At 45.6% G+C, this 22,215-nt stretch carries 18 protein-coding genes; 7 read left to right on the forward strand and 11 right to left on the reverse strand.

Annotated elements, in window-relative coordinates; genetic code table 11:
• Positions 1 to 55 precede the first annotated feature (55 nt).
• On the forward strand, positions 56 to 394 hold the full coding sequence (locus NFI80_RS08495) for a winged helix-turn-helix transcriptional regulator (RefSeq protein ID WP_235163435.1): 339 nt from the start codon (positions 56 to 58) through the stop codon (positions 392 to 394).
• A gap of 86 nt (positions 395 to 480) precedes the next feature.
• Entirely contained in the window at positions 481 to 1,662 is a 1,182-nt protein-coding gene (locus tag NFI80_RS08500; RefSeq protein ID WP_235163434.1) for a hypothetical protein, read from the forward strand.
• Between the two features lie 205 nt (positions 1,663 to 1,867).
• Here NFI80_RS08500 and NFI80_RS08505 read toward each other — a convergent pair whose 3' ends face one another.
• Entirely contained in the window at positions 1,868 to 2,221 is a 354-nt protein-coding gene (locus tag NFI80_RS08505; RefSeq protein WP_235163433.1) for an SdpI family protein, read from the reverse strand.
• A 429-nt stretch (positions 2,222 to 2,650) separates the two neighbouring features.
• On the opposite strand from NFI80_RS08505, the gene NFI80_RS08510 reads away from it, so the two are divergent.
• From NFI80_RS08510 to NFI80_RS08520, 3 genes are all read left to right on the forward strand, one after another.
• Complete coding sequence (locus NFI80_RS08510) at positions 2,651 to 3,088, forward strand: PH domain-containing protein (RefSeq protein ID WP_235163432.1); 438 nt, start codon at positions 2,651 to 2,653, stop codon at positions 3,086 to 3,088.
• Positions 3,089 to 3,322: 234 nt separating this feature from the next.
• On the forward strand, positions 3,323 to 3,748 hold the full coding sequence (locus NFI80_RS08515; protein WP_233798772.1) for a helix-turn-helix domain-containing protein: 426 nt from the start codon (positions 3,323 to 3,325) through the stop codon (positions 3,746 to 3,748).
• Between the two features lie 85 nt (positions 3,749 to 3,833).
• Positions 3,834 to 5,201 (forward strand): MATE family efflux transporter, encoded by a 1,368-nt coding sequence (locus NFI80_RS08520; protein ID WP_235163431.1) that lies wholly within the window; start codon positions 3,834 to 3,836, stop codon positions 5,199 to 5,201.
• 15 nt (positions 5,202 to 5,216) lie between these two features.
• On the opposite strand, the gene NFI80_RS08525 is transcribed toward NFI80_RS08520, so the two are convergent.
• Positions 5,217 to 7,214, reverse strand: coding sequence for a sensor histidine kinase (locus NFI80_RS08525; protein WP_235163430.1), 1,998 nt, complete (start codon positions 7,212 to 7,214; stop codon positions 5,217 to 5,219).
• Positions 7,215 to 7,579: 365 nt separating this feature from the next.
• On the opposite strand from NFI80_RS08525, the gene NFI80_RS08530 reads away from it, so the two are divergent.
• The gene (locus tag NFI80_RS08530; RefSeq protein WP_235163429.1) at positions 7,580 to 8,845 is read left to right on the forward strand and encodes an erythromycin esterase family protein; all 1,266 of its coding nucleotides are present in this window, start codon (positions 7,580 to 7,582) and stop codon (positions 8,843 to 8,845) included.
• A gap of 10 nt (positions 8,846 to 8,855) precedes the next feature.
• Here NFI80_RS08530 and NFI80_RS08535 read toward each other — a convergent pair whose 3' ends face one another.
• From NFI80_RS08535 to NFI80_RS08575, 9 genes are all read right to left on the reverse strand, one after another.
• Positions 8,856 to 9,233, reverse strand: coding sequence for a DUF3253 domain-containing protein (locus tag NFI80_RS08535; protein WP_235163428.1), 378 nt, complete (start codon positions 9,231 to 9,233; stop codon positions 8,856 to 8,858).
• A gap of 42 nt (positions 9,234 to 9,275) precedes the next feature.
• Positions 9,276 to 9,911, reverse strand: coding sequence for a hypothetical protein (locus NFI80_RS08540; protein WP_235163427.1), 636 nt, complete (start codon positions 9,909 to 9,911; stop codon positions 9,276 to 9,278).
• 157 nt (positions 9,912 to 10,068) lie between these two features.
• Positions 10,069 to 12,510 (reverse strand): TonB-dependent receptor, encoded by a 2,442-nt coding sequence (locus NFI80_RS08545; RefSeq protein ID WP_235163426.1) that lies wholly within the window; start codon positions 12,508 to 12,510, stop codon positions 10,069 to 10,071.
• Entirely contained in the window at positions 12,500 to 13,630 is a 1,131-nt protein-coding gene (locus NFI80_RS08550) for a PepSY-associated TM helix domain-containing protein (protein WP_235163425.1), read from the reverse strand. Before NFI80_RS08550 ends, NFI80_RS08545 begins: the two co-directional genes overlap by 11 nt.
• Positions 13,630 to 14,856: a DUF4374 domain-containing protein gene (locus NFI80_RS08555; protein WP_235163424.1), complete on the reverse strand. Its 1,227-nt coding sequence runs from the start codon at positions 14,854 to 14,856 to the stop codon at positions 13,630 to 13,632. Before NFI80_RS08555 ends, NFI80_RS08550 begins: the two co-directional genes overlap by 1 nt.
• 32 nt (positions 14,857 to 14,888) lie before the next feature.
• A complete protein-coding gene (locus NFI80_RS08560) occupies positions 14,889 to 17,282 on the reverse strand; it encodes a TonB-dependent receptor (protein WP_235163423.1) in 2,394 nt (797 codons plus the stop codon).
• 83 nt (positions 17,283 to 17,365) lie between these two features.
• Positions 17,366 to 18,577 (reverse strand): DUF4374 domain-containing protein, encoded by a 1,212-nt coding sequence (locus NFI80_RS08565; RefSeq protein WP_235163422.1) that lies wholly within the window; start codon positions 18,575 to 18,577, stop codon positions 17,366 to 17,368.
• A gap of 6 nt (positions 18,578 to 18,583) precedes the next feature.
• Positions 18,584 to 19,255 (reverse strand): hypothetical protein, encoded by a 672-nt coding sequence (locus NFI80_RS08570; protein ID WP_235163421.1) that lies wholly within the window; start codon positions 19,253 to 19,255, stop codon positions 18,584 to 18,586.
• Positions 19,256 to 19,329: 74 nt separating this feature from the next.
• Positions 19,330 to 19,854, reverse strand: a complete 525-nt coding sequence (locus NFI80_RS08575; protein ID WP_235159109.1) for an RNA polymerase sigma-70 factor — start codon at positions 19,852 to 19,854, stop codon at positions 19,330 to 19,332.
• A gap of 282 nt (positions 19,855 to 20,136) precedes the next feature.
• On the opposite strand from NFI80_RS08575, the gene NFI80_RS08580 reads away from it, so the two are divergent.
• Entirely contained in the window at positions 20,137 to 22,173 is a 2,037-nt protein-coding gene (locus NFI80_RS08580) for a BspA family leucine-rich repeat surface protein (RefSeq protein WP_235163420.1), read from the forward strand.
• Positions 22,174 to 22,215 lie beyond the last annotated feature (42 nt).

Below are 22,215 nucleotides of genomic sequence, written 5' to 3' on the forward strand. Positions count from 1 at the left end.
TGTTTGGATAGCACTATCCAAACAGGAAGTAACGGGAAGTAAACATAATCACAGGATGTTAACCAATGGCCGCTGCCCCAAAACGGCACTCTCAATCAAGGATGCTCTGGAAGCCCTCGAAGGACGATGGAAATTACTTATCCTTTTCTCACTATCCGGCGGAAGCAAGCGTTTCAAGCAGATCTCGCGGGAAGTGCCGGGCATTACAGATAAGACATTATCCAAAGAGCTGAAAAACCTGGAAAGCAATAAGCTGATCACCAGAAACGTCTACGACACATTCCCGCCTACTGTTGAATATACCATCACAGATCACGGCAGATCGCTTGAAAATGTATTGGAAGGTTTGCATTACTGGGGCTTAAAGCACCGCGCTATGGTGATAGAAGAATAAGCTGCCGCCATACAAAGTTATTGTACAAAGCAACGTTTTAATTCTCATAATGGGTCTAAGGAATACAGAGCAAAACAAACTGCCTGATGCACCTTACTACTCCCGCTATTTCTATGGTATCAGGCCGACGGTCCAGTCTACGGAATACTTATAAAATTGTTTGTGTCCTATGGTTATTGATCATTGCGACCACTTTCCCCAAATACCTGGAAATCCTCACAGATCCTGCTCCTTCGACTACATATGCCTATTATTTTGAGAAAATAAAGCATCCTTTTTCTGTGATAAAATCGGTAAATGAGAAGGACCATGCTTCAAAATTAGCGTTCAGGCTCACGGTGCCGCTCCTGGCGAAAGGTTTTGGCATTGCCGCCGATGGAACTGGCAAAGACATAGTCTGGCTTTACATTTTTCAATCCCTGCTGCTTTATCCGTTTCTCGTTATGTTAGCCGAGCTTGTATTCCGGTTTACCGATGAATTGCAGGGATGGATCTTCGTTTTTGCATGCTCATTTACTTACCTCTGCAAAGCCTTTTTCTGGGACTATGACTTTTGGTTTGATGGCTATGCCTATTTTTTCATGCTGGCGGGCCTTTATTGCCGCAATCCGTATTTGGTTTTTGTGATGTTGAATCTGGCTTGCTGGACAGATGAGCGGGCTGTGATAGCATTACCTGGCATACTCTTGTTCCACCTGCTGCAAGAAGCCGGATTTGAAATACCGAACAAACTGGGTGATCTTTTCAAGCATATCCGCAGCCTCAGGCCTATTGCAACATTAGCTGCCGGAATCGTCTATATTGTAATTCGCCTTTTCGTTTCAGGCTATTTAAGTCTGAGCACTCCATATGGACAGGAAGCCGGTGTTAGTCTGGTTTTAATACCCTATCAATTGGCGCACAGATTAATCGGAGTGTTCCTGACATTTGAAGGCCTTTGGATAATGGTTTGCTTTACAATTTATTTTTTAATTAAAGCAAAAAAAACAATTGCTTTCGTCATTATCTTTTTACTATTATCCCAAATAATCGTGGCTTATAGCGTGTTCGATATCACAAGAAGCCTGACTTATTCATTTCCATTAATAATTGTATGCTTCGTAATATTTACTAAATACAATTTTGGTGAAAACATAAATAGTTTAACCATCGCGAGCGCATTATGCCTGTTTACACCAACCCAATTTTTAATTTTTTTCCCAAGACAAATCCCAATGACCGTTTTTTCCTGTCATGAATTGCTTACAATCCTGAGAAGCACTTTATAACAATTGATTTCGGAAGTGATCCGTCGATCAATGGGATCAGGCTGGGATATGGTTCGTTATCAGAGAAAAATTTGAAAGAAGGGATCGCGCTTTTGTAGGTTTATTTTTAGTGGGGCTTTGTCTCCTAAATCAAATAATCAGTATGTCGATTAAGATCAGGAACCAGTTCATATTTTCTATATAATGATTAATATGATGCTAAGCTTCAACTTAAATACTTACCGTCAGCGTCAAATTTCTTGCGAAGATTGTACTCGGTAATTGGGATAACGGAAATGGACATAATGGCAAGCAAGAAACTGCACACATAAAATGAAGTCATGCCGCCAACCAAAAAATAAGAGCTAACAGTGAGCATACAAAAAATGATCGATACCCAAACCTGAATCCTCGCACTGAAGCGATTCGCCTCCCGCCATGTCTCTTCATTTTTCATGGATAAGGGCGTGCGGTATCCAACAAAGGAATTGATCTTGCCAGGTTTAACAAGCCGCACCAACATTACCACAACCACACTGCATAACATAAATCCGATATGGCCTAATAATATTATGTTCATAGTTAACTCAGATATTGATTAAGAATGCGACAATGCTGAACGACTACATGCGCAGTTCTTTTATTTCCTATATGGATTTAATTTCTATAAAATGAAGGAATCCGTGATAGCTATTCATAACCCTTAATCTGTGCTAAACCCCTGACCGAAAGCCAATACAGCCCTATGCAAAATGGCACCAGAATAAATATGCTGCTGCTGACGAATTTAACCATCATGCTGGCTGATATAGCCACTATCCAAATGCTGAGTAAGTATTTTGCTCAAGGAAGCTTGTTCATGATTAACGCTGTTTAAATGCTCGGTTATTTCTGAAAATAGTAAAAAGATGAGTAAATGCCAAAAAAGTGGTTGCTTTTTTGTGTCAGGAGCTTCAAAGATTTTGATTCACATATTTGTATATTGATGAGTCATTAATGAACTATTACGATGTTAGAAGCAAAGAAAAAAACTTACAAATCTGAAATAGGCCCTGAGCTATCCATTTCAATTTCAGGCGTGCTCATGATTGTCAGCATCTTACTTATTACAAAAGGAGGCTGGGCCGGTTTGGCAATTGCTGCATTGCTAGCAGTGTTTTTTTTGCATTTGTTTTCAACTACCTATTACCAGATTCTCGACGATCAGCTCAGGATTAAATCCGGGTTTTTGATGGACAGGAGGATACCCATTAAATCGATCACGAAAATCGTGGAAACCCGCAACCCGTTAAGTTCTCCTGCACTGTCGTTAAACAGATTAGAGTTGAAGTATAATCGATATGACAGCATAATGGTCTCTCCCAAAGACCGGACTCACTTCATTGCTGACCTTTTGGAAATCTCTGAACACATTGAAGTTCCGTCTTCTTACATTTTGAAGCACTGAACTTTAATGTCCGAAGCTCAATAACCTGCAATGTGTTGCCGTTGCCTGATCAAAAAGAAATAAGCGCGTCGGTAGTATCCTCGCCTGAACCATTTCTTTTTTCGCATTCGATGTGCTTCGATGCAGTACGCCACAAATCCGTCGCGTAACATACATTGCAATGCCTGTAAGATATCCGGGGACTTCCCGTGAGATTTATATAAATTGCTTTTTTTAACAAAACAACCTTTCCACATGACACATACTACCGCCAATCCAAAGATCCACGAAGGCCGTAACTTAAAGCGTTTCAGGGAAATGCTTGCTGTAAAACAAGAGGCGTTGGCCATCGAGCTTGGCGAGGACTGGAACCAGCAGAAAGTTTCCCTCCTCGAACAGAAGGAACAGATCGATTCAGATATTTTGGAACAGGTCGCAGCAATTTTGAAGATTCCAGCGGAAGCAATCCGCAATTTTGATGAACAGCAGGCTGTGAATATTATTTCAAATACATTTCAAGATAGCTCATTTGTGAATGTCGGAAATACGCCAACATTCAATATCAATCCAATTGAAGAAATCAGAAAGCTTCATGTCGAGAAAATGGAGCTTTATGAACGGATGTTAAAGGAAAAGGATGAAATGATGGGACGGTTGGAGCGGTTGATTGGGAACAGTTAATAGGAAATTGGCGTGCTATCAAAATGCAAAAAACCTAACTTACTAACTCACCCCACCTTAATCTCAATCAGCTCAACCTTCCGCCATGACCGCCACGAAACAGTTAGGAGAAGCGCCTATCAGGACGCTTTTTTTTCAAAATTATGGTCCTGCTATCATCAGTTTGCTGTCGTCTATCATTCATCAGGTCATTAATGGGATTATACTCGGACAACAAGTAGGAAAGGATGGCCTGGCGGCTGTTGGGTTGTACGGCCCGGTAAAAATTGTTCTGGTAGCACTGAGCTTGCCTATTATGATTGGCGGCGGCGTGCTGATCGGCAAGAGTATCGGAGCGGGAGACTTTAAGCAGGCTCAACAGGTTTTTCAATTTGCTACGACGATTGTTATTTTACTTGGCACTTGTGTATCCATCACTGCACCGTTTACAGCAGTCCCTCTTGCCCAGTTCCTGGCTGGGGCGGCTAATGTTACATTGGCGGAGAACACGGCGGACTATGCTTTCTGGCAGTTGGTGGGGCTGCCGTTTTTCTTTCTGGGAATGATATGGGGAAACTTTGTGCGTGCGAACAACGCGCCGAAAGTCTCGCGAAATGCTTCCATTTTGGCTGCCGGCGTTAATGTTGTTCTGGATCTGATACTGATTGTGGCTTGCGGAATGGGGGTTAAAGGCGCATCCATTGCCACAGCAGTGGCATTGGCCACTGGCGCAGCCTACCTTTTTGTATACATTAAAAAAGGGAATACGCACCTGAGTTTTTCAACATTTCGGTTCACATTGAAACTTCCGCAGTGGAAAGACTATTTTAAAATAGGACTTCCTTCATTTGCGTCCGAAATCGCATTTTCGTCGGGTTTGCTGTTGATTAACCAGTCGCTGATCGGTTTCGGAGCCACGGCAGTGGCTGCATTTGGTTTGGTGAACTATCTCAGTTTCCTGCTCATCCGACCTTTTACCGCTGCAATGATCGCCGCACTTCCCATTATGTCATTCAATATAGGTGCAAAACAACCGCAGCGCGTGTTAGAGACTTTGCGTTTCGCGCTGGGTTTTACACTGTTGCTGGGGATTGTGGTGACCGCAATCGGCTTTTTTGTATCGGATCAGCTGATAATGTTATTTTCGGGAGCTGAGAACATGGCTTACCGGAAAATTGCAAGCCAGGCGATGGGATTATATTTTTTGCTTTTTTTAGCGGCAGGGCCGAATTACCTGCTTGCAGCCTTTTTTCAAAGCACTGGCAAAACAGTCATATCCCTGGTTATTAATTTATTAAAAGGATTTTTACTCATTGCGCCAGCGCTTATGATCCTTCCTGAATATCTTGGCCTGCCGGGCATTTGGCTATCCAGATCTTTGGCCGAAATACTGACTTTAATCATCGTCGCAGCGTACACATTTTACTATAAGGATCGGTATTTTGCCGTCAATGCAATTGTGCCGAATACTTAATCGATACGCTTAGCCTTATGCATGGCCGATAACAGGAAAGTATAGTTTGAACGACGCGCCGTGTCCCCGGCTGCTCGTCGCCATGATCGCCCCGCCATGGTTCTCCGTTACTTTTGCACAAATAGCTAAACCTATACCCGTTCCGGCAAATTCGTTTTTACCATGCAACCGTTGGAAAACCTGGAATATGCGTTCCTGGTACTGCTCATCGAAACCAATACCATTATCGGTAACTTCAATCTGGTAATAAAAATCCGTCCGTCGGGCAGGTTTGACAGAAGGCGGTAAATCGGTCGAGGAAAGTTTGGCAGACTTAATCTGCACCATAGGAGCCACATTGGCTTGCCGGAATTTGAGGGCGTTGCTCAGTAGGTTTTGAAATAGTTGTCCCAATTGTAAACGATTCCCGTAGATCACGGGCAGCTCATCTATTTGAACGATGGCACCGGTTTCAAGAATGGTCAGTTCAAAGTCTGGCAAAATGCCTTTAATAATGGCTTGAAGCGATATCTCCTGGTTGTCACTGCCCTGGCTTGTAAGGCTTGAAAAACTCAAAAGGTCTTCGATGAGCGTAGACATCCGGCTTGCTGCTGCCCGCATTCGCTCCAGATAGTTTAAACCATTACCAATTTCGGCTCCGTACTGTCTGTGAAGCAGGTCCCCGAACTGTTGGATCTTACGAAGGGGCTCCTGTAAGTCGTGACTGGCGACATAGGCAAACTGCTGCAAATTTTCGTTCGAGCGGATAAACAATTGGTTAGCTTTTTCAAGCTCCTCATTGATAGCAATATACTCCTCGTTCTGGGCTGCCAATTCTTCATTGGCTGCGGCCAGCTCCTTTGTCCGTAATTCCACGAGGCCTTCAAGCTGTTGCTGCTGTTGCCTTTCTGCCGTAACATCCTGGGCCGATCCTACCAATTTGTAGGCGACTCCCTGGTTATCGTAGATGACTTTACCTCTTGCATGCACGATCCGCTGCACATCCGACTTATAGGCGATCAACCGGTATTCAGCGTCGTAAATCCCATCGGATCCGGGCAGAAGGGCCTGTGCAATGGCGGAATTTACCCGGTCACGGTCCTGCGGGTGAATGGGTTCGTATACCTGATCCAGTGGCATCTGCTGATCGCCAAAGCCAAACCAGTTTTGAATATTTCGTGAATAGGTCACTTTACCGGTAGGAATATCCAGTTCCCAAGACCCGAGTTCGGCTAGCTCGATGGCACCGCGGAGGCTGGCTTCGGCATGCCGGAGGTCTTGTTGGATCACTACCAGGTCGGTCACGTCGGCGGCGGTGTTCATTACACCGTAAATCCGGCCGTCCGAATCGCGAAGCGGGGTGAATGTATAGTTGAAATAAAAGAGTTTTAAATGCCCGTCAATCATGAGATCAACCCGCTGATTTTTGGCCTCGTATGCTTTTCCCGTAGTGTAAACGGAGTCGAGCTGCTCATAAATCCCCGTCCCGGCCAGTTCTGGCAGAATTTCAGCATAACAGTTACCAATGATATCATTCCCTTTGCCCCAAACATCAATGATAGCCTGATTCACCAGTTCAATCCGCATCTCCCGGCCCACGTACACGCCAATCGGGAATGGTGCACTTTCTACCAGATTCCGCAAGCGGGCCGCGCTTTTTTCCAGGTCTGAATGCTGCAACTGCCGGGTGCCGACAGCAGAACCGTCTGGTAAGCAGGTTATTAAAACACCATTTAAAGAATAATCATCATCCATGAGAGGGCTGACGCTGCACTTTAAACCGATTCGTTCGGAGCCTGCGTGTGCAGCCAGATGGAGGTCTTGATCTGGCAGGTTAACCGCATCAGAGCCAGCCATTACTGAGGATACTACGGAGCCAAGGGATGTCCAGAATGCAATATTTTTATCCAAAGACCTGCCAAACCAGGATTTCTCCTCACCGCTGCCAAGATATGCCTGAAATGCATCATTGTACAAAGTGACAAGTTCCGGGCCCCAGCATATGAGCATTGGAACACGGGCGCTCAACATCATCTGGACAAGTGTACAAAGGCTCTTTGGCCAATGATTTGGTGTGCCGATTGGCGAATCAGACCAATCAAACTTTCGGGCAAATTCGCCCATTTGTCCCCCACCCTTTAAAAACCGGAAATCGTAATTACTATTCAACCCTGGACAATCGTATTTATCGTTTCGGAAAGTTAAACAATCTCTGTTTATAATTAAAACCGGGAAGGTGGGTGTAAACTATGCTTCCGTGACGATCCGTGGCTTTATTTTTCCGGATATATTTGATTTATAATAGTAGTAACTGAAAGTCAACTTATATCAATGCTACCATAAGTATAAAATTCATAATCTTTCTTTAATATGTAGTTTACTTATACAACAGACCTATTATGATAGCTATCCGATTTTCTGTAACTTTTCTATTGCTGATAGTACTTTCTGTCACTCAGCACGTGCACGGCCAGGATAAGAGTCTCTCAGAGCACATTAAGCGTGTTGCGATCGTTCTTGACTCATCAACTTTATCAAGTTATGCGCCCTTCGATCTGGGATTTGGGATTAATCCGGAATTTAAAGTAATGGGGATCGGCGAACAGTCGCACGGTACTTCTGAGTTTTTTAAGACGAGGATTTCTTTGATCAATTCGCTGGTCAAATCAAGCGGAGTAACCAAAATAGGGCTCGAAGCACCATTCGCAGAAGTGGAAAACCTGAATGCGTATGTTTTGGAAGGGAAAGGAGACCTTCCGCAAATTCTAAAATCTTTCAGATTGTTTAACTATGAATGCAAGGAATTTGTGGATTTGGCAGAGAACGTGAAACACTTAAACAAATCTCTGAAAAGCCCGCTGACTTTCTTTGGCATCGATATGCAAACTCCGTTTCAGGCATTGCAAAATATAGCAGAATCTTGTAATGCAAATGGCAACGCCACTTCGGATTCGATTAGCAAGATCACAGAATACTATAAGCTTTTAGACAATGAGATGTACAACCACATGTTCAATAAGCAGGATTTTGCTGAGCTCTCAACATTAAGCAATCAAATATTTAACACCTTAACCAAAGACAAGGCCGCTTGCCTTCAGAAGGATATTATTCTCAAAAGCATAGCTAGTTACAAGCAGTTCCTAATGCTCAACAATCCGGAAAACGACTTCCAGGCGCAGTCGACATTGCGGGATTCGCTGATGGCTGAAAATGTTCTCAATGCATTAAAACCCGGTCAAAAGATGATCGTTCTGGCGCATAATGGTCACGTACAAAGGACGCCAAATACCTATTCAAAAAGTATGGGATACTTTTTATCTCAGAAACTTGGCACTCAATACCAATGTATGGCAATGACAACGTCCACCGGATATTATACCGCGTTCACGCCCGCAGCCGGGAAGGTTACAGACAAAAATCCAATCCCTGATGCGAAGGTCGGCACTTTCGAACATGAGTTTTCTAAAATCCGAAAATCAGTGTTTTTCTTTAACACATCAATGGTCAAAAAGCAGCATGGCAGTGGGACTTTGCCAGATAAATACAAATTGCTCCCATTTGGTGTAACAAACCAGCCATTTGTAAGCGGAAATCTGCTGGACGACTTCAACTACGTACTTCACATTGAGAAGACTTTTGGAAACCAAAGTTTTTACCTAAAATAAGGGTAGGAAATTAAATTCTAATGCGGACCGGCCCCTTAATATCATGGACATCAACCGGCACTCCCTTTTGTGTTATCATTACGCTGCCTTTTTTGTGTAGGTCAATAGCTACCCCGAGTACATCTTTCATATACTTCCGCCAGTCGTCGGGAAACAGCTTACGCGCGATTTCTGAGGGGCACGTACTTTTCTCAGCACCACGGTCAATGGCAGTAGACAGGATGGTTTCGGCTATTTTCTCGTAATGCTGCATGCGTATGCTGCGTAAATAGGTTTGCAGAAATACTATAAACATCGGACCAGTTGTGGGCGCGTTAGTCCCACTGCACCAGGTCGCAGCACCTCCATCCTTTATTGAACCATTATCCCAATTCGTGCTGGTAACCACATAATTTCAGTTGGTAAGCGGAATAACAAAGAGGCATAGTGCCTAAGTCTCTTTCGTAAAACGCTGATAAACGGAAGTAATTGATACTTGTTTTACCCCATTCTTTGTATACAAATACCGCTTATTGACGATAACCAGCCTGCCAGCCGGATCTACGGTCACCGACTCGGGTTTTACCCATCGATATGGATTCTCCTGTTCACTTGGCAGCACATTGAGCAATTTGAGATCATCGGAAAAGTGGAACTGGCGCGCGGTGCCTTGCCGCAAAAAATCCATTCGTAATGATGGGTCATAATTTAAACCCGGACCGCCTGTCCATTCTTCGTTTTCAAGGCGGATATATTGCTCGGGCCAGGACTGACTGAATAGATATGCAGGTTTGGCAGACAATGGATTTTTAGGGTATATACGCACTTCTACGTCAAAATGAAAATTCTTTTCAGAAGGAAGGATATCAATTTCCTGGAACAAGTCGGTGGAACTTACACCATCCATATTTACATCGACGGCTTCACTACTGACCGAACTGACGATACCATATTTTCCATGGAACTGTTCCTGCAGCGCAGCAACTTTTTGAGTTTCGATAATCTCAGGATCTACCAAAGGATCATCTTTTTTGCAGCCCAACATTACCGCAAGAAAAATAGGGCAGAGAAGAAGAAGTGTTTTCATGACTTTGAGTTTTTGTTTGCACAGAAATTTATAAAAAATATCCCTGTAAAGTCAAATGCGGTTACAAAATAATTTCTTGGTGTACTATTTAAACCGTGGATCTTTGCATTAACGCAAAAAACCCGGCAAATGCCGGGTTTTAGCCTTGAAATTGTAGTTATCCCGCGCTTTTCACATTCTTTTGATCATCATTTTCAACCTTGCGGCTCTTGACAGTCTTGAACATGCTGCCGAACTCCCAGTTGAGCGACAGCCGCACCGAGCGCATCAGGTAGTGGGAAGCAAGTGTCGATTCAAAATCTGCCGCGCGCGTTACGACCGTTTGACCGATGTAGCCGCCGAACGGGCTTACCGTTGTCAGTGAGATCGTTAGCTTTTGCGCAGGCAGTTCCTTCTTGGCCGAGAAACTGTAATAGAACCAGTAGCTCTCAAAACCCTGCAATTTCACATTGCGACCGTCGTAATTGGCATATGCCTGCACGCTGAAATTGTCCGGTAACTTCCAGCTGCTGTTCACATTCAGGCCCCACGCCCACCCTTCATTCAGGATATTCAGTGCGCCGCTGCGGTAGCGCGCGCGGCGTACATTGGCATTACTATTGATCTTCCAGCCCGGCATTACGCTAACCGAGGTCGACAAATTCAATCCGTACTGAATGTTCGAAGCGAGGTTTTGCTTGGAAGTGGTCGTAATGCCACCGGGGCCGATGGTGACGATGCTTTCGATCGAGTTCGTCGTTTCACGGGAAAAGAGCGATGCATTCAGGAAAAAGTCAGAATCCGTCTGTAATGCGTAGGTAAATTCTACCTGATTTACCTGCTCGGGGCGCAGGTTTGGGTTGCCAATTTCGAGGTTCTTAGGATCTTGTGCATTTACATTGGGATTCAGGTCCCAGATCGAGGGCCGCGAAATGCGTTTGGTATAGCTTAATGTCAGGTTGTTATTAGCATTCAGCTTTTTAAACAAAGTTGCACTCGGTACGAAATTCCAGAAATCGTTCTTGAAGGTGCTGTTCTGGTTCCGTTGATTTCCTTCGAGGTAAGTCCCTTCCATCCGCGCGCCGGCGTGTAGCGCCCAGCCGTTTTGCCATTTGAATTTCAATTGAGAATAACCTGCAAATACATTCTGCTTGTAGCTAAAAAGATCTGTGCGGGAGCTTACCGGGACAAGCTGGCCCGGGTTACTATCACCGCTGGCAGCTACCTGATAATCGCTGCTGTTTTCGCGCAGGATCATTTTCGCGCCGCTTTCCCAGGCATTTTTATAACTGTTTCCAAAGGGAAAAATGTAGTCCGTTTGCACCGTCCATTCGCGGTTGAGATTTTTATTGTCGTTGATCTCGCGGTATAACAATGCATTGTCCGGATCGCGCTGCATGGCGTCATAATTGAAACCATCAGACGAGCGGTTGTGCTGCGCCATAATATAAAGCTCCTCCCCCGGCTTCCTGAATTTTTTGGTATAACCCAGATTTAAATCAACACCTAATGTCGGTGAGCGTGTTATTACATTCTGACGAAAATCTTCCAGCAAAGTTTCGTTGGCAGAAAAGCGCTGGTTATGCTGCGCGCTGTTATCGGGCCATTTCCCAAACCAGGCATTGACTGAAAAATTGAATATACTGGCAGAATCCGGCGCAAACTCAATCTGCACATCGCCCGACCCGTGCGGCTTGGTATTGTCGCGTACTATATGCTGTTGTACCATTCCCGTTTTCTCGCCATTCTCAAAAGTCAGGCGGTTCAGCGCAGTTTCTTCCCGGTTCCGGAAACTGTGTGCGTGCAGAGTGGTATTGATATTCCATTTTTCACGGCTGATCGATAGACGCGGATTCAGCGCCTGTTCAAGATTTCCGGCCACAACCTCCACTGTTCCGCTCACATTCTGCTGGCCTTTTTTTGTTATAATGTTGATCACACCTGCGGCACCTTCTGCATCATAACGCGCAGATGGACTGGTAATTACTTCCACTGCTTTGATGGAATTAGCAGGCATCATGTTCAATGCATCCGCCGCGGACCGCGCCATTTGGCCGGAGTATTTTCCATTGATTAAAATGCGCAAATTGCTATTTCCGCGCATGGTAACATTACCCGCCGCATCGACATTCAATACAGGTGCTTTGCGAAGTACATCGGCCGCGGTGCCACCCTGGTTGCTGATGTCTTTTTCTGCATTATAAACCAGCATCCCCGGCTGCTGCTCCACAAGCGCGCGCGTGCCGGTGACATTCACGGCATTCAGCTGCGTTACTTCGGGTTTGAGATAAATGTTGCCGGCATCGAACACGGGTGATTTTGAGGAAATATTAAATGCTAAGTTTTTTTGGGCATAACCCATGAAGGACAAGTTTAGAAAATAGCTGCCTGCTTTGATATCAGGAGATTTAAACAAACCATTTTCATCAGAATAAGTCAAGGCAACTACCTTTTTCTCACTATCCAGAATTCCAATTGTAGCGAATTCGACAGGCTTCCTGCTGACAGAATCGGTGATGACACCTTTGACCAGGTAAGCCGGTCCATTCTGCGTCTGGGCTTTTAAAATGTTGATGAAGCAAAAAAGAAATGCTGTGAGCAGCAAAAGTTTACGAATCATAATGCAATGGAATTAGGCGCTTGACACGCTTGGTTTTTTTTCGCTTACCCCACCATACAAAAAATCCGGTGACGGGAAGGCTGGCACAAACGAGGCTTGCGATGAAATAGATAATCTTTGTAGGCATATTCCCGATCGCGCCTACATGCAATCCGTAGTTGTTGCGCCTGAGCCAGTCAGCAAATTTCAGGTTGTCGACCTGTACGGCTGACGAGGGAAGCGCTGCGAGCGTGTACTGGTCCAGATAAACGTCCCGCCAGGCACCGCGGTCCATGTCCGTGCAGATGTAAATCGCATCTTTCGGCTCGTCGGGAAAGCCGACAATGATTGCGTCTTTGTTATAAACCGCAATTTCTTCCAACCCTTTCCTGAAAGCCCGGTCGACAGCAGGGATACTATCCGGCGTGATGATCTGCGTCGTATCGGAAAAGCTGCTGATTCTTTTTGCCGGCTCGCTGCCCCCCGACGCCAGCCAGTAAACGCCATCATTGATCCACGCAAAACCCATGATCAGTCCTGTTAATATCAGGATCATCGCCAAAATAAGCGAATAAAACCCCAGCACATTGTGCAGATCATAGTTTACGCGTCTGAATTTAGCTTTCCACTTAATGCTGAACGCCTTTTTCTTTTCGCTTTTCGTCCATTTTTTTGGCCACCACAAAATGAGTCCGGTCACCAGTAAAATGAAGAAAATCAGCGTAGCCCAAGCCACAATCTGATGCCCGACTTCTCCTTCAATCCAAACTCCTACGTGCCCGTCGAGAATAAAGTGAAAGAAATCATCTCCTGCCACAATGGCCTGCACCTCGGCCGTGTACGGGTTAACAAAAACCATCGAATCGGCATCAATCGTCACCTTCGCGGCCTGCTCGTGCCCATAGTACCAGATACTGTGCGTTTCTCGCCCGGGAAGTGCCGTTTTCAACCGCCCGGCAATCTGCGACGGCGGGAGATAGGCTTCATTATTAACCCGCTTCGCATGGGACCACGGGCGGGTCAGCGACTTTAATTCCTGCTCGAAAACCAGCACACAGCCGGTAATGGAGACGATAAAAACGACAATCCCGGAGGCAAGGCCCAGCCACAGATGCAGCCAGGCATTTATTTTTTTAAGCATTACTTCGTCTTTTCCAGCCTGAGTATATAATCAATCCCCCCAACAAACTCCGCCCCCGGTGTCAGCTTTTCGGTAGCAGTGTCGTATTCCCATATGTAATCTTTATCCGCAGCATTTACCGCGATGTAAACCTTGTCATCTTCAAGCACGACGGCATTTACCATACGTTCGCCTTTGTCGGCGGGCAGGTCGAGCTTTTTCAGGAAAGTGCCGTTTTTAGCATCAATGATCGAAAATGAATGTTCGGCGTCAATGCTTTCGCCGGCTACACGGGTGCGGACGATGGCTTTGCCATTGCCGATGTACCACATCGCTGCGCCCATTCCATTGCTGGTTTTGGCTGAAAAATCGAGGTAATAAGAGTTATCGAGCGTGGTTGCACCTTTTTTAATGCGGTATACAGCCGAATGCGATTTGTAATCGTAGTTATAGACCGGATCAGTGATGAAATAAATGTCGCCGCTTTCGTCCTGGAACGATACCGGCGCGTACACAATCGGGCCGCCCGGTACGGAGGAACGGGATTCGAAAATGTTGCTTTCCACCGCCATGTCGGAAGCGTTCACAACAGCTACATTGAAGTTCTGAATACTTTCTACAACCGGCCATTTGGAGAAATCGGAAGTTGCGAAGCTGTAACCTACAAAAATTTTCCCGTCGCGGTATTCAGCAAAACCAATTGCGAAGCCGTCCATCGTTTTGCTTGGGAAAGCCTGGAATGCAAGTTTTCCCAAGGTTACCGACATATCCGCCACTTTGACGATCGCATAACGCGCCTCATTTACCCCAGCCGCATTTTCGCCTGAACCGAAAACGACCAATGTAGCATCGTCGATCCATACAAAAGAGCTCCAATCCAGGTGCGTGAAAGGCACTTCTTTGTCAACTACCAGTGCGCCTTTTTCAACATGATATTTACCAAAACGGCCACTGCCTGCATTAGCATGATAATAAAATCCGTCACGTTGGATAATGTCCTGCGCATACACTTTGCCCGTCATTTCGGCGCCATTGCCTTGCAGGCTGATCTGTCCCGAAGTCAGGGAAGGCACGTCGGCAATGTAGTAGGCTGTGTTCGGCCAGCTGCCTACGCAGACCACTGCCGAATATTTGCCCGACTCTTCCACAGGCGCATTCCCGCCTGGGTCGTCGCTGCAACCGTTTAATACGAACGCGGCCAAAGCCACCATTAATGTTTTTACAGGGAGGTTGAAAAATTTGCTCATTGGATTAGGTTATTGAAAGTTAGTTGGTGTTTTTATTTGAGGAAATAGCGCAGTTTCACCGAAAAGGCGCGGCCCGGTTTCTGCAAACGGAAGTTGTCGAATGCGAGCGCGTCCGTCAGGTTGCGGCACTCACCGGAGATGTTGTAGCGCCCGTTTTTGAATGAATAACTGAGCGTTGCATTGTGCAGCAACTGGTTGGGAATGGTTGATTTTCCATTCACATTGCCGAAAGCCTCCCAGGTCAGGTAAAACCAGTGCACATATTGGGTATACCAGCTGAATTGCAGGCGGGTATCCTTCCCGAACACATTGTTTTTACCAATACTCAGGTTAGCATTGCCAAATAGCCAGGGTTGGTTTGGGATCTTGTTTTTGTAAGTGGCTTCCGGCGTAGTCGATTCGGTGCTGCCGAACCGGGTCATATTCACCGCACTCTGATAAGTCGCATTAATATTAAACGAAAGCAGGTCGCCGTAATCGTAGCGTGCCTCCGCTTCAAAGCCGGTCACACGTACGCTGGATTTGTTCTCGTTCTTTAACGCTTTGGAACGCTGGTCGGGTACCGCGAAAATGAAGTCCTGCGCATTGCGGTAGAAAGTAGCAGCTTCCACAAAAAAGCGGTGTTTATTTAACCTAAAACCATAATATCCGCCCAGGTTCGCATTGTAGCTGCTTTCTGGTTTCAAGTCGGGGTTTGGATTGATATTCAGGCCGTCACCGAAAACCTCCTCCACTTCTTGTAAACGGTAGGCCCGCTCAAGCGATATTTTCACGCCCAGATCCGCCAGCAGTTTAAAGCGTGACGCAACCCCGTAACCAAACATGTCAAACTGTGTATTGAAAGATTGATAGGCATTATCGACATACTTTTTCCTTTCCAGTCCCAGTCCGTAATATTTGCTAAAAAAGGTATTTGTTAATCTTTTGTTAAAAAACTCCTGCTGGTAAGCCACGCCCAGGATCTGCTTATTTAGAAAACCGGGCATATCGTCAAACGACGTCTGCAATGCATTGAAGTTCTCATTTTTAAGGTGGTCAAATGTGTAGTTTACATTGAAAGAGTGCTTGTCATTCAACAGGTAACTCACATTGGCGCGCATGAAGCTGCGCGGGCGGATAATGTTCGAAACCGATTTGATCCCGCCCATCTCGCTGGCGCTCTTGACCGTCCAGGCACCATCCCAATAGTATTGCCGGAAAAGTGTGTCGGCGGTAACGAAGCTATCTTTTGACAAAGAGCCAAACAGGCTCAGCTCCAAACCTTTGACGAACAAATCGCTTTTCTTATAACGCAGCGTCGCTGTGGTAGCTTTGCTTTTTCGGGTCACATTGCCGTAGACAATCGCCTGCTCAAAGCCGGTCTGCAAATCCTGCCGGCCTTCGGAATAGCCAATACCCGCGTAGAGCACATCGGCCAAGCGTTTGTTCGAGATACCCACTTCCAGCTGGCCCATCGCCGATTGGTAATGGTCGTGAAAACGGCGCACATCGGCAGTCGTAAATGCTGCGCCCGAAAGGTCGGTGATCTGGTTGCCGACACGCGTGCCGCCTTCCAGTATTTCTACGCCTTTCATTTTGTAATTGTTATCCGAGTAGTTGTAAAAACCGCTGGCTTTCACAGTAATACCCGTCGGCTTGTGCACATACTGGCCACTAGCCGAAGAACGGTGGGTGTTGAAGGAACCATAACTGTGACTCAGATCGAGGTAGTTGCGCTGGTTTTGGTTAGTGATTACATTCACCGCGCCGCCCATCGCATCGGAGCCGAGCTGCACCGGCACCACACCTTTATACACTTCAATGCGTTCGGCCAGATTCACCGGAATGTTGTTCAGCGAAACCGCGCTGCCAAGTATTTCGAGCGGCACACCGTCGATGAAGTATTTGACTGCTTTACCTGAAAGTCCATTAATCGAAAAGTTAAAATTAGAACCCAGCCCACCCTGCTCGCGTATTCTGACACCTGCACTTCGGTTCAGGACCTGGTTCAGGTCGGCAGTAGTATTGGCAAATTGCCGCGTTTCGATCGCATTGACTGTGAACGGTTGTTCTTTTACCTCCTGCACTTCCGTTTTACCGAAAACGCTGACTTCGTTCAGCTCTCGCTGGTTTTCTTTCAGATCAAAATTCAGGTCGGTTTTGCTGCCGGATTTGACGGTTACTTCTTTGGAAAAAAGCATATAACCCAGTGCCGACGCTTCCAGCATATACGTTCCGGACCTGTTAATGGTAAGTTCAAAAAAACCGCTTCCATCGGTCGTTGTCCCGAAAGTGCCGTTTTTCACCGAAACGGTTGCACCGGGAATCGCGTCGCCGTTTTGTGTGCGGACATAGCCGGACAGCTGCGCCGCTTTCTGGGCGATGGCGACATTGGAAATGAAAATGATTGTAATGAGAAGTAGGTAAAGGTTTTTGCAGGAAAGCATGGATGATGGAAATGAGATACCATTCACCTAGTAGCGGCAAAAAGCTTTACCCGAAGGTGCCTTTCGAAAAAAATTAGAATTTATTAAGGATTTAGCGTTTCGAGGCGCAAAATGTAGTCAACCTCGTCGCTGAAATGTAGTCCTTTTTTAAGAGCACCTGTTTCCGGATTATAAATCCAGACGTAATTCCCGCCTTTATTGGGGTTGACGGTAATATAAGCCAATCCATTTTCAACGAGCACACAATTTCGCGCGGTCCCTTTGTCGAGCGGCAGGTTTAGCCTTGTCGTAGTTTGTTTTTCAAGATCAATCACATAAAAATCGAAATGCGGGACGAGCCAGTGGTCTTCCATGCCTTTGAACACACCTTTTCGCTCCGTGCGGACAATTGCTTTTCCATTTCCTAAATACCAGAAACCATAACCATGATTTTGGATTTGCGATGCAGAGAGGTTGAAAAAGTAATCCTTATCAAGCTCGCCCGTCAATTTATTGATGCGGAAAATGCCGGTAGGTTTGAAACGATTGTCCCCCAACGCAATACCGGGACATGCGATAAAATAGAAATCCCCTTTTTCATCATTAAAAAAATGCGATTGCCGGGTGTTGACCCCGCCAGGATAAGTTGAGCGGGTATCCTTAAACGTCCGCACTACTTTCATGTCCGGGTAACTGAGCTGTGAAACGTATAATGTATCGCTTGTTGTATAGCTTTTCAAGTCCGTTTTGTGATACGTGTAGCCGAGATACAAATTACCATTCATGAAATTCGCAAAGCCGATGGACATGGAATTAAATGGCGCCACCGGTTTAGGAAGACTTACAACACTTTGCTGTGCTTTCAGATTATCCAATGTGATTTTTGCAAAGCGTGCCACACCTTTTTTCGTATCATACCCGAAAATGCAAAGCGTGTCACCCTGCCAGGCATAAGTGTCAACGCTCCATTGCCCGGGTAACTGAATGGAGCCGGTTTCTTTGAACTCCTGATTTTCAATTGTGTTGCGTACAAAGCGGGTGTCTTTCCAGTTGAGCCGATAATAGTTGTTTTCGCGGACGATCAAATCATAAAAAATACGCGGCGGGATTACTTTTGTGCCTGACTTCTCAGGATTGAGCATCTCCCCGGACATGATTGTGTCGGTCTGAACAATGTATTCGGAACCGTCTTTCATCATCAGGTAAAGGCTGTATTTTTTTCTTAAAGAATTGTCGCCTGAACCGTCACAACCAGAAAGCCAGAAAGCCGAAAAGAGCGCGAATGTAAATAAACATTTCAAAAAACTTTCCTTCATACGCTTTTAGATATCGAACTGCGACATAAGCTGGCGCTGCATCAAAGGCGGCAGGCCGGTAAGGGAAGTTTCAGGCAAGATGACCACCTCGCCGGGCTGCGATGCGCTGCCGTAGTTCAGCGCGATGTACTGAAGCCCCTTTTTCAGAACCATTTTGCCGCGTTTCGCATCAGGCCGCGCGCAGCTGCCATGGATCGTGAGCTCAATGTCGCGTTTGGGGTTGATCAAAACCGCTCCGCAAAAATCAAATTGTCCGGTTTCATTGTTGATCTCAACATTGCTTTTCGGGCCGATGGAGATAGAATAGGCACGCTCGTGCAGGTCCTGGTTGAAAATTTCAGACCTATTGTTAACAACGATGACATTTTGGTGTGCAGAGCGGTTTTTTGTAAAAATAGTCAGCGCGGCAGCAATAGTCACAAGTAAAACGGCAGCAACCTGACGCCAAAGCGGTTTGAAAAAACTTGTAAAAGGGGACTGTTTGGGTTGTGGCAGCGAAGCGGAAATATCTGCCCACATATCATCCTGTATCTTGAATTTGCTTTCACCGGAAGGAAGCGGGGCGATTTCAGAGACACCCTCCTCATCGTCTTCCAGCCATTTCTCCACAGCCTGCTCCTCCTCAGGCGTGCACAGCCCCTGGTGATATCTTTCAATTACTTCCTTTGTAATGTTCATGGTGCACTTTTACCAAATATTGCTTTTGGTAAAAGTAGCATAAATAACCTTTAACCGTAAGTATCGGCAGGAATCTATGCCAGGTATTCGGTCAGATTGGCCTTGAGGGTAGAGAGCGCGCGGGTAATGTGATACTCCACTGCGCGCTCTGATATCAGCAGCGATTGCGAAATTTCTCTATTGGAAAGACCCTGTTCCCGGCTCAATTTAAATACTTTCCGGCACTGATTGGGCAGCGTATCAACAAGTCCGGAGACCTTTTCTTTGAGACTGTTGTACATCACATCGTTTTCCGTACAATGCGCCGAGCCGCATTCCAGCATGCGAATGTGCTGAATGTGTTCGCGGCGCACCTTTGTGTTTCTCAGATGCTCGAATACCTTCAACTTGGCAGCGCGAAGCAGATATCGTTCCACCGATACTGTAATTTCAAGCTCCTGGCGGCGCTCCCAGAGTGATTTAAAAATTTCCTGCACCATTCCCTTCGCCACTTCTACATCTTGCAGGTTATTATAACAAACCGCAAACACCCTTTCCCAATGGAGCTGATATAGCTCTTTGAAAGTTATTTCGTCAATGCGAATGGTTTGAAGCTGCACTAAAAAGGGCTATTTAAGTCTGCAATTGCGCAAATATAATAACCTTCTTGTATTATGTGGAATAATTCTAAATAAATTCTTTGCCGTGTTCCCTTAAGCTTCCCTCATTGCCCTGCCCTGTTGACTAACTAATAAGGCCCATTCAATCAATGCCTTAAAATCCCTCACAAGAGCACTGTATGTTTGAACTAACACAATCGTCGGCCCGGGCGCGACCAGTGCCAGTATGCTCCGGTAAGTTCAAGTTTAAAATTCATAAGGGATACTTAAATGCGCGAGATCATGAGAAATAAATGGAGCATTTCAATTATTAAACTGACTGTATTTGCGGTCAAGCGGCTGCATGGCAGCGCTGCGATTTTCATTATGGCATTATTACTGTTACAGATTACTACGGTTCATGCGCAAAAACCCCCACGCATACCGTTGCCTTTTATCACTACCTGGCAAACAACCACGCGGGAAAACCCGACTTCCAAACACATTATCTTTCCAGGCTGGGGCCGGAACTATACGATATTCTGGACCGGCCGTGTCGGCGGACGAACGGTGTATGGCCAATTAGCGGGGAATGGTGCAACTAGAATAGACTTTCCTGCACCGGGCACTTACCAGGTCCGGGTGGGTCCTGGCAGCGGCACCTTCTATCGGTTCATGATGCATGAAAGTGAAAGGACTAAACTCCTTCGGGTGGATCAGTGGGGAAGTGTGGTCTGGTCATCTATGGGCTCGGCTTTCAAAAATTGCCACAATATGGACGTCGTGGCAACCGACATCCCGGACCTTTCGCAGGTGATTGATATGAGTAGCATGTTCGAAGCCTGTCTCGTTCTTACCGGCAATGCGCGTTTTAACGACTGGAATACTGCCAATGTGAAAACAATGAAGGGTTTATTTAATACTGCGAAGCTATTTAACCAGCCTATTTCGAATTGGAATACAGGCAATGTTACCGATATGAGCAATATGTTTCAGTTTGCCTGGAGATTCAATAAGCCAATAGGAAACTGGAACACCGGAAAAGTTATCAATATGTCCTACATGTTTGCTTACACCAATGCTTTTGATCAGCCCATTGGAAACTGGAATACAGCAAATGTTACCAATATGTCGCACATGTTTGAAAGTGCGCAGGCTTTCAACCAACCCATTGGAAATTGGAATACAGCAAATGCGCTGGATATCAATAATATGTTTTCTTCTACGAAGCTGTTCAACCAGCCGATTAACAGCTGGAATACCTCAAAGATAACAGACATGCATTCCCTGTTTTATTTTGCCATGGCATTTAACCAGCCCATGGGCAGTTGGGATACAGGTAACGTGACCAACATGACAGCCATGTTTTGCTATAATCACGTGTTTAACCAGCCCATTGGAAACTGGAATACCCGAAATGTTACAGATATGAACCTGATGTTTTCTATGGCGTCCGCATTCAATCAGCCCATTGGAGGATGGGATACGGGGAAAGTAACTAATATGCGTTCCATGTTTTACGGAAATAAGGTTTTTAATCAACCGTTAGGAAACTGGAATACGGCTGCTGTTACAAACATGGCCTATATGTTTTATGGTAACGCGTCCTTTAATCAATCTCTGGAAAATTGGAATACATCCCGTGTTGCAGATATGTCAAATATGTTTGATCATGCCACTTCCTTTAATCAACCGGTAAAGAACTGGAATACGGCTGCCGTTACCAGTATGGCCTATATGTTTCGTAGTGCATTCGCCTTTGATCAACATTTGGGAAACTGGCAGGTTGGTAATGTCCAAAGCATGTACATGATGCTGGATTCCACCGATATGTCAAAGGATAACTATGATCAGATGTTTATCAATTGGGAACGTCAGACATTGCAGCCCCGCGTGGTTCTCGGTGCAACTACGCTCACGTATTGCAAAGGCTCCACATTTCGTAATCTGATTGTTTACCGGTATGGTTGGGTGATACTTGGAGACAAAAAGGACTGTTCGGATTGTTCAGGATGTCGTACAGAATCCGGTGATGTGGCAGCAATTTCCAACGAGCAAGATCTTGACGAATTCTCAAAATCTGAGATAATAACCGATGCGGATTTCGTCTATCCTAACCCTGCCTCAGACAAACTTTATATTAAAAATAACAGCGGCACTATCCATTCGCTGAGCATTACGGACGTAACTGGCCGTACCATGTTGAAAAAAAGCACTACAAACAATAATCTCAGTGGAGAGGAAATTTCGACGACTCACTTACCATCCGGCGTTTACCTGATCACAATGTTTCAAAAAAATGGTTCTTCCAAAAGCCAGAAAATTATCATTCGGAAATGACTTGCCTTATCACTCATCACCAGGGGCAGATTGTTGGCCCGG

The sequence above is a fragment of the Dyadobacter chenhuakuii genome (genome assembly GCF_023821985.2).
Classification (GTDB): domain Bacteria; phylum Bacteroidota; class Bacteroidia; order Cytophagales; family Spirosomataceae; genus Dyadobacter; species Dyadobacter chenhuakuii.

What these genes read in the sequence shown, in the direction of transcription:
- NFI80_RS08495 (WP_235163435.1), top strand. Translation starts at nt 56, where the DNA reads ATGTTAACCAATGGCCGCTGCCCCAAAACGGCACTCTCAATCAAGGAT.
- NFI80_RS08515 (WP_233798772.1), top strand. Translation starts at nt 3,323, where the DNA reads ATGACACATACTACCGCCAATCCAAAGATCCACGAAGGCCGTAACTTA.
- NFI80_RS08525 (WP_235163430.1), bottom strand. Translation starts at nt 7,214, where the DNA reads ATGATGTTGAGCGCCCGTGTTCCAATGCTCATATGCTGGGGCCCGGAA.
- NFI80_RS08580 (WP_235163420.1), top strand. Translation starts at nt 20,137, where the DNA reads ATGAGAAATAAATGGAGCATTTCAATTATTAAACTGACTGTATTTGCG.
- NFI80_RS08520 (WP_235163431.1), top strand. Translation starts at nt 3,834, where the DNA reads ATGACCGCCACGAAACAGTTAGGAGAAGCGCCTATCAGGACGCTTTTT.
- NFI80_RS08500 (WP_235163434.1), top strand. Translation starts at nt 481, where the DNA reads ATGCACCTTACTACTCCCGCTATTTCTATGGTATCAGGCCGACGGTCC.
- NFI80_RS08555 (WP_235163424.1), bottom strand. Translation starts at nt 14,856, where the DNA reads ATGAGCAAATTTTTCAACCTCCCTGTAAAAACATTAATGGTGGCTTTG.
- NFI80_RS08540 (WP_235163427.1), bottom strand. Translation starts at nt 9,911, where the DNA reads ATGAAAACACTTCTTCTTCTCTGCCCTATTTTTCTTGCGGTAATGTTG.
- NFI80_RS08570 (WP_235163421.1), bottom strand. Translation starts at nt 19,255, where the DNA reads ATGAACATTACAAAGGAAGTAATTGAAAGATATCACCAGGGGCTGTGC.
- NFI80_RS08530 (WP_235163429.1), top strand. Translation starts at nt 7,580, where the DNA reads ATGATAGCTATCCGATTTTCTGTAACTTTTCTATTGCTGATAGTACTT.
- NFI80_RS08560 (WP_235163423.1), bottom strand. Translation starts at nt 17,282, where the DNA reads ATGCTTTCCTGCAAAAACCTTTACCTACTTCTCATTACAATCATTTTC.
- NFI80_RS08505 (WP_235163433.1), bottom strand. Translation starts at nt 2,221, where the DNA reads ATGAACATAATATTATTAGGCCATATCGGATTTATGTTATGCAGTGTG.
- NFI80_RS08550 (WP_235163425.1), bottom strand. Translation starts at nt 13,630, where the DNA reads ATGCTTAAAAAAATAAATGCCTGGCTGCATCTGTGGCTGGGCCTTGCC.
- NFI80_RS08510 (WP_235163432.1), top strand. Translation starts at nt 2,651, where the DNA reads ATGTTAGAAGCAAAGAAAAAAACTTACAAATCTGAAATAGGCCCTGAG.
- NFI80_RS08545 (WP_235163426.1), bottom strand. Translation starts at nt 12,510, where the DNA reads ATGATTCGTAAACTTTTGCTGCTCACAGCATTTCTTTTTTGCTTCATC.
- NFI80_RS08565 (WP_235163422.1), bottom strand. Translation starts at nt 18,577, where the DNA reads ATGAAGGAAAGTTTTTTGAAATGTTTATTTACATTCGCGCTCTTTTCG.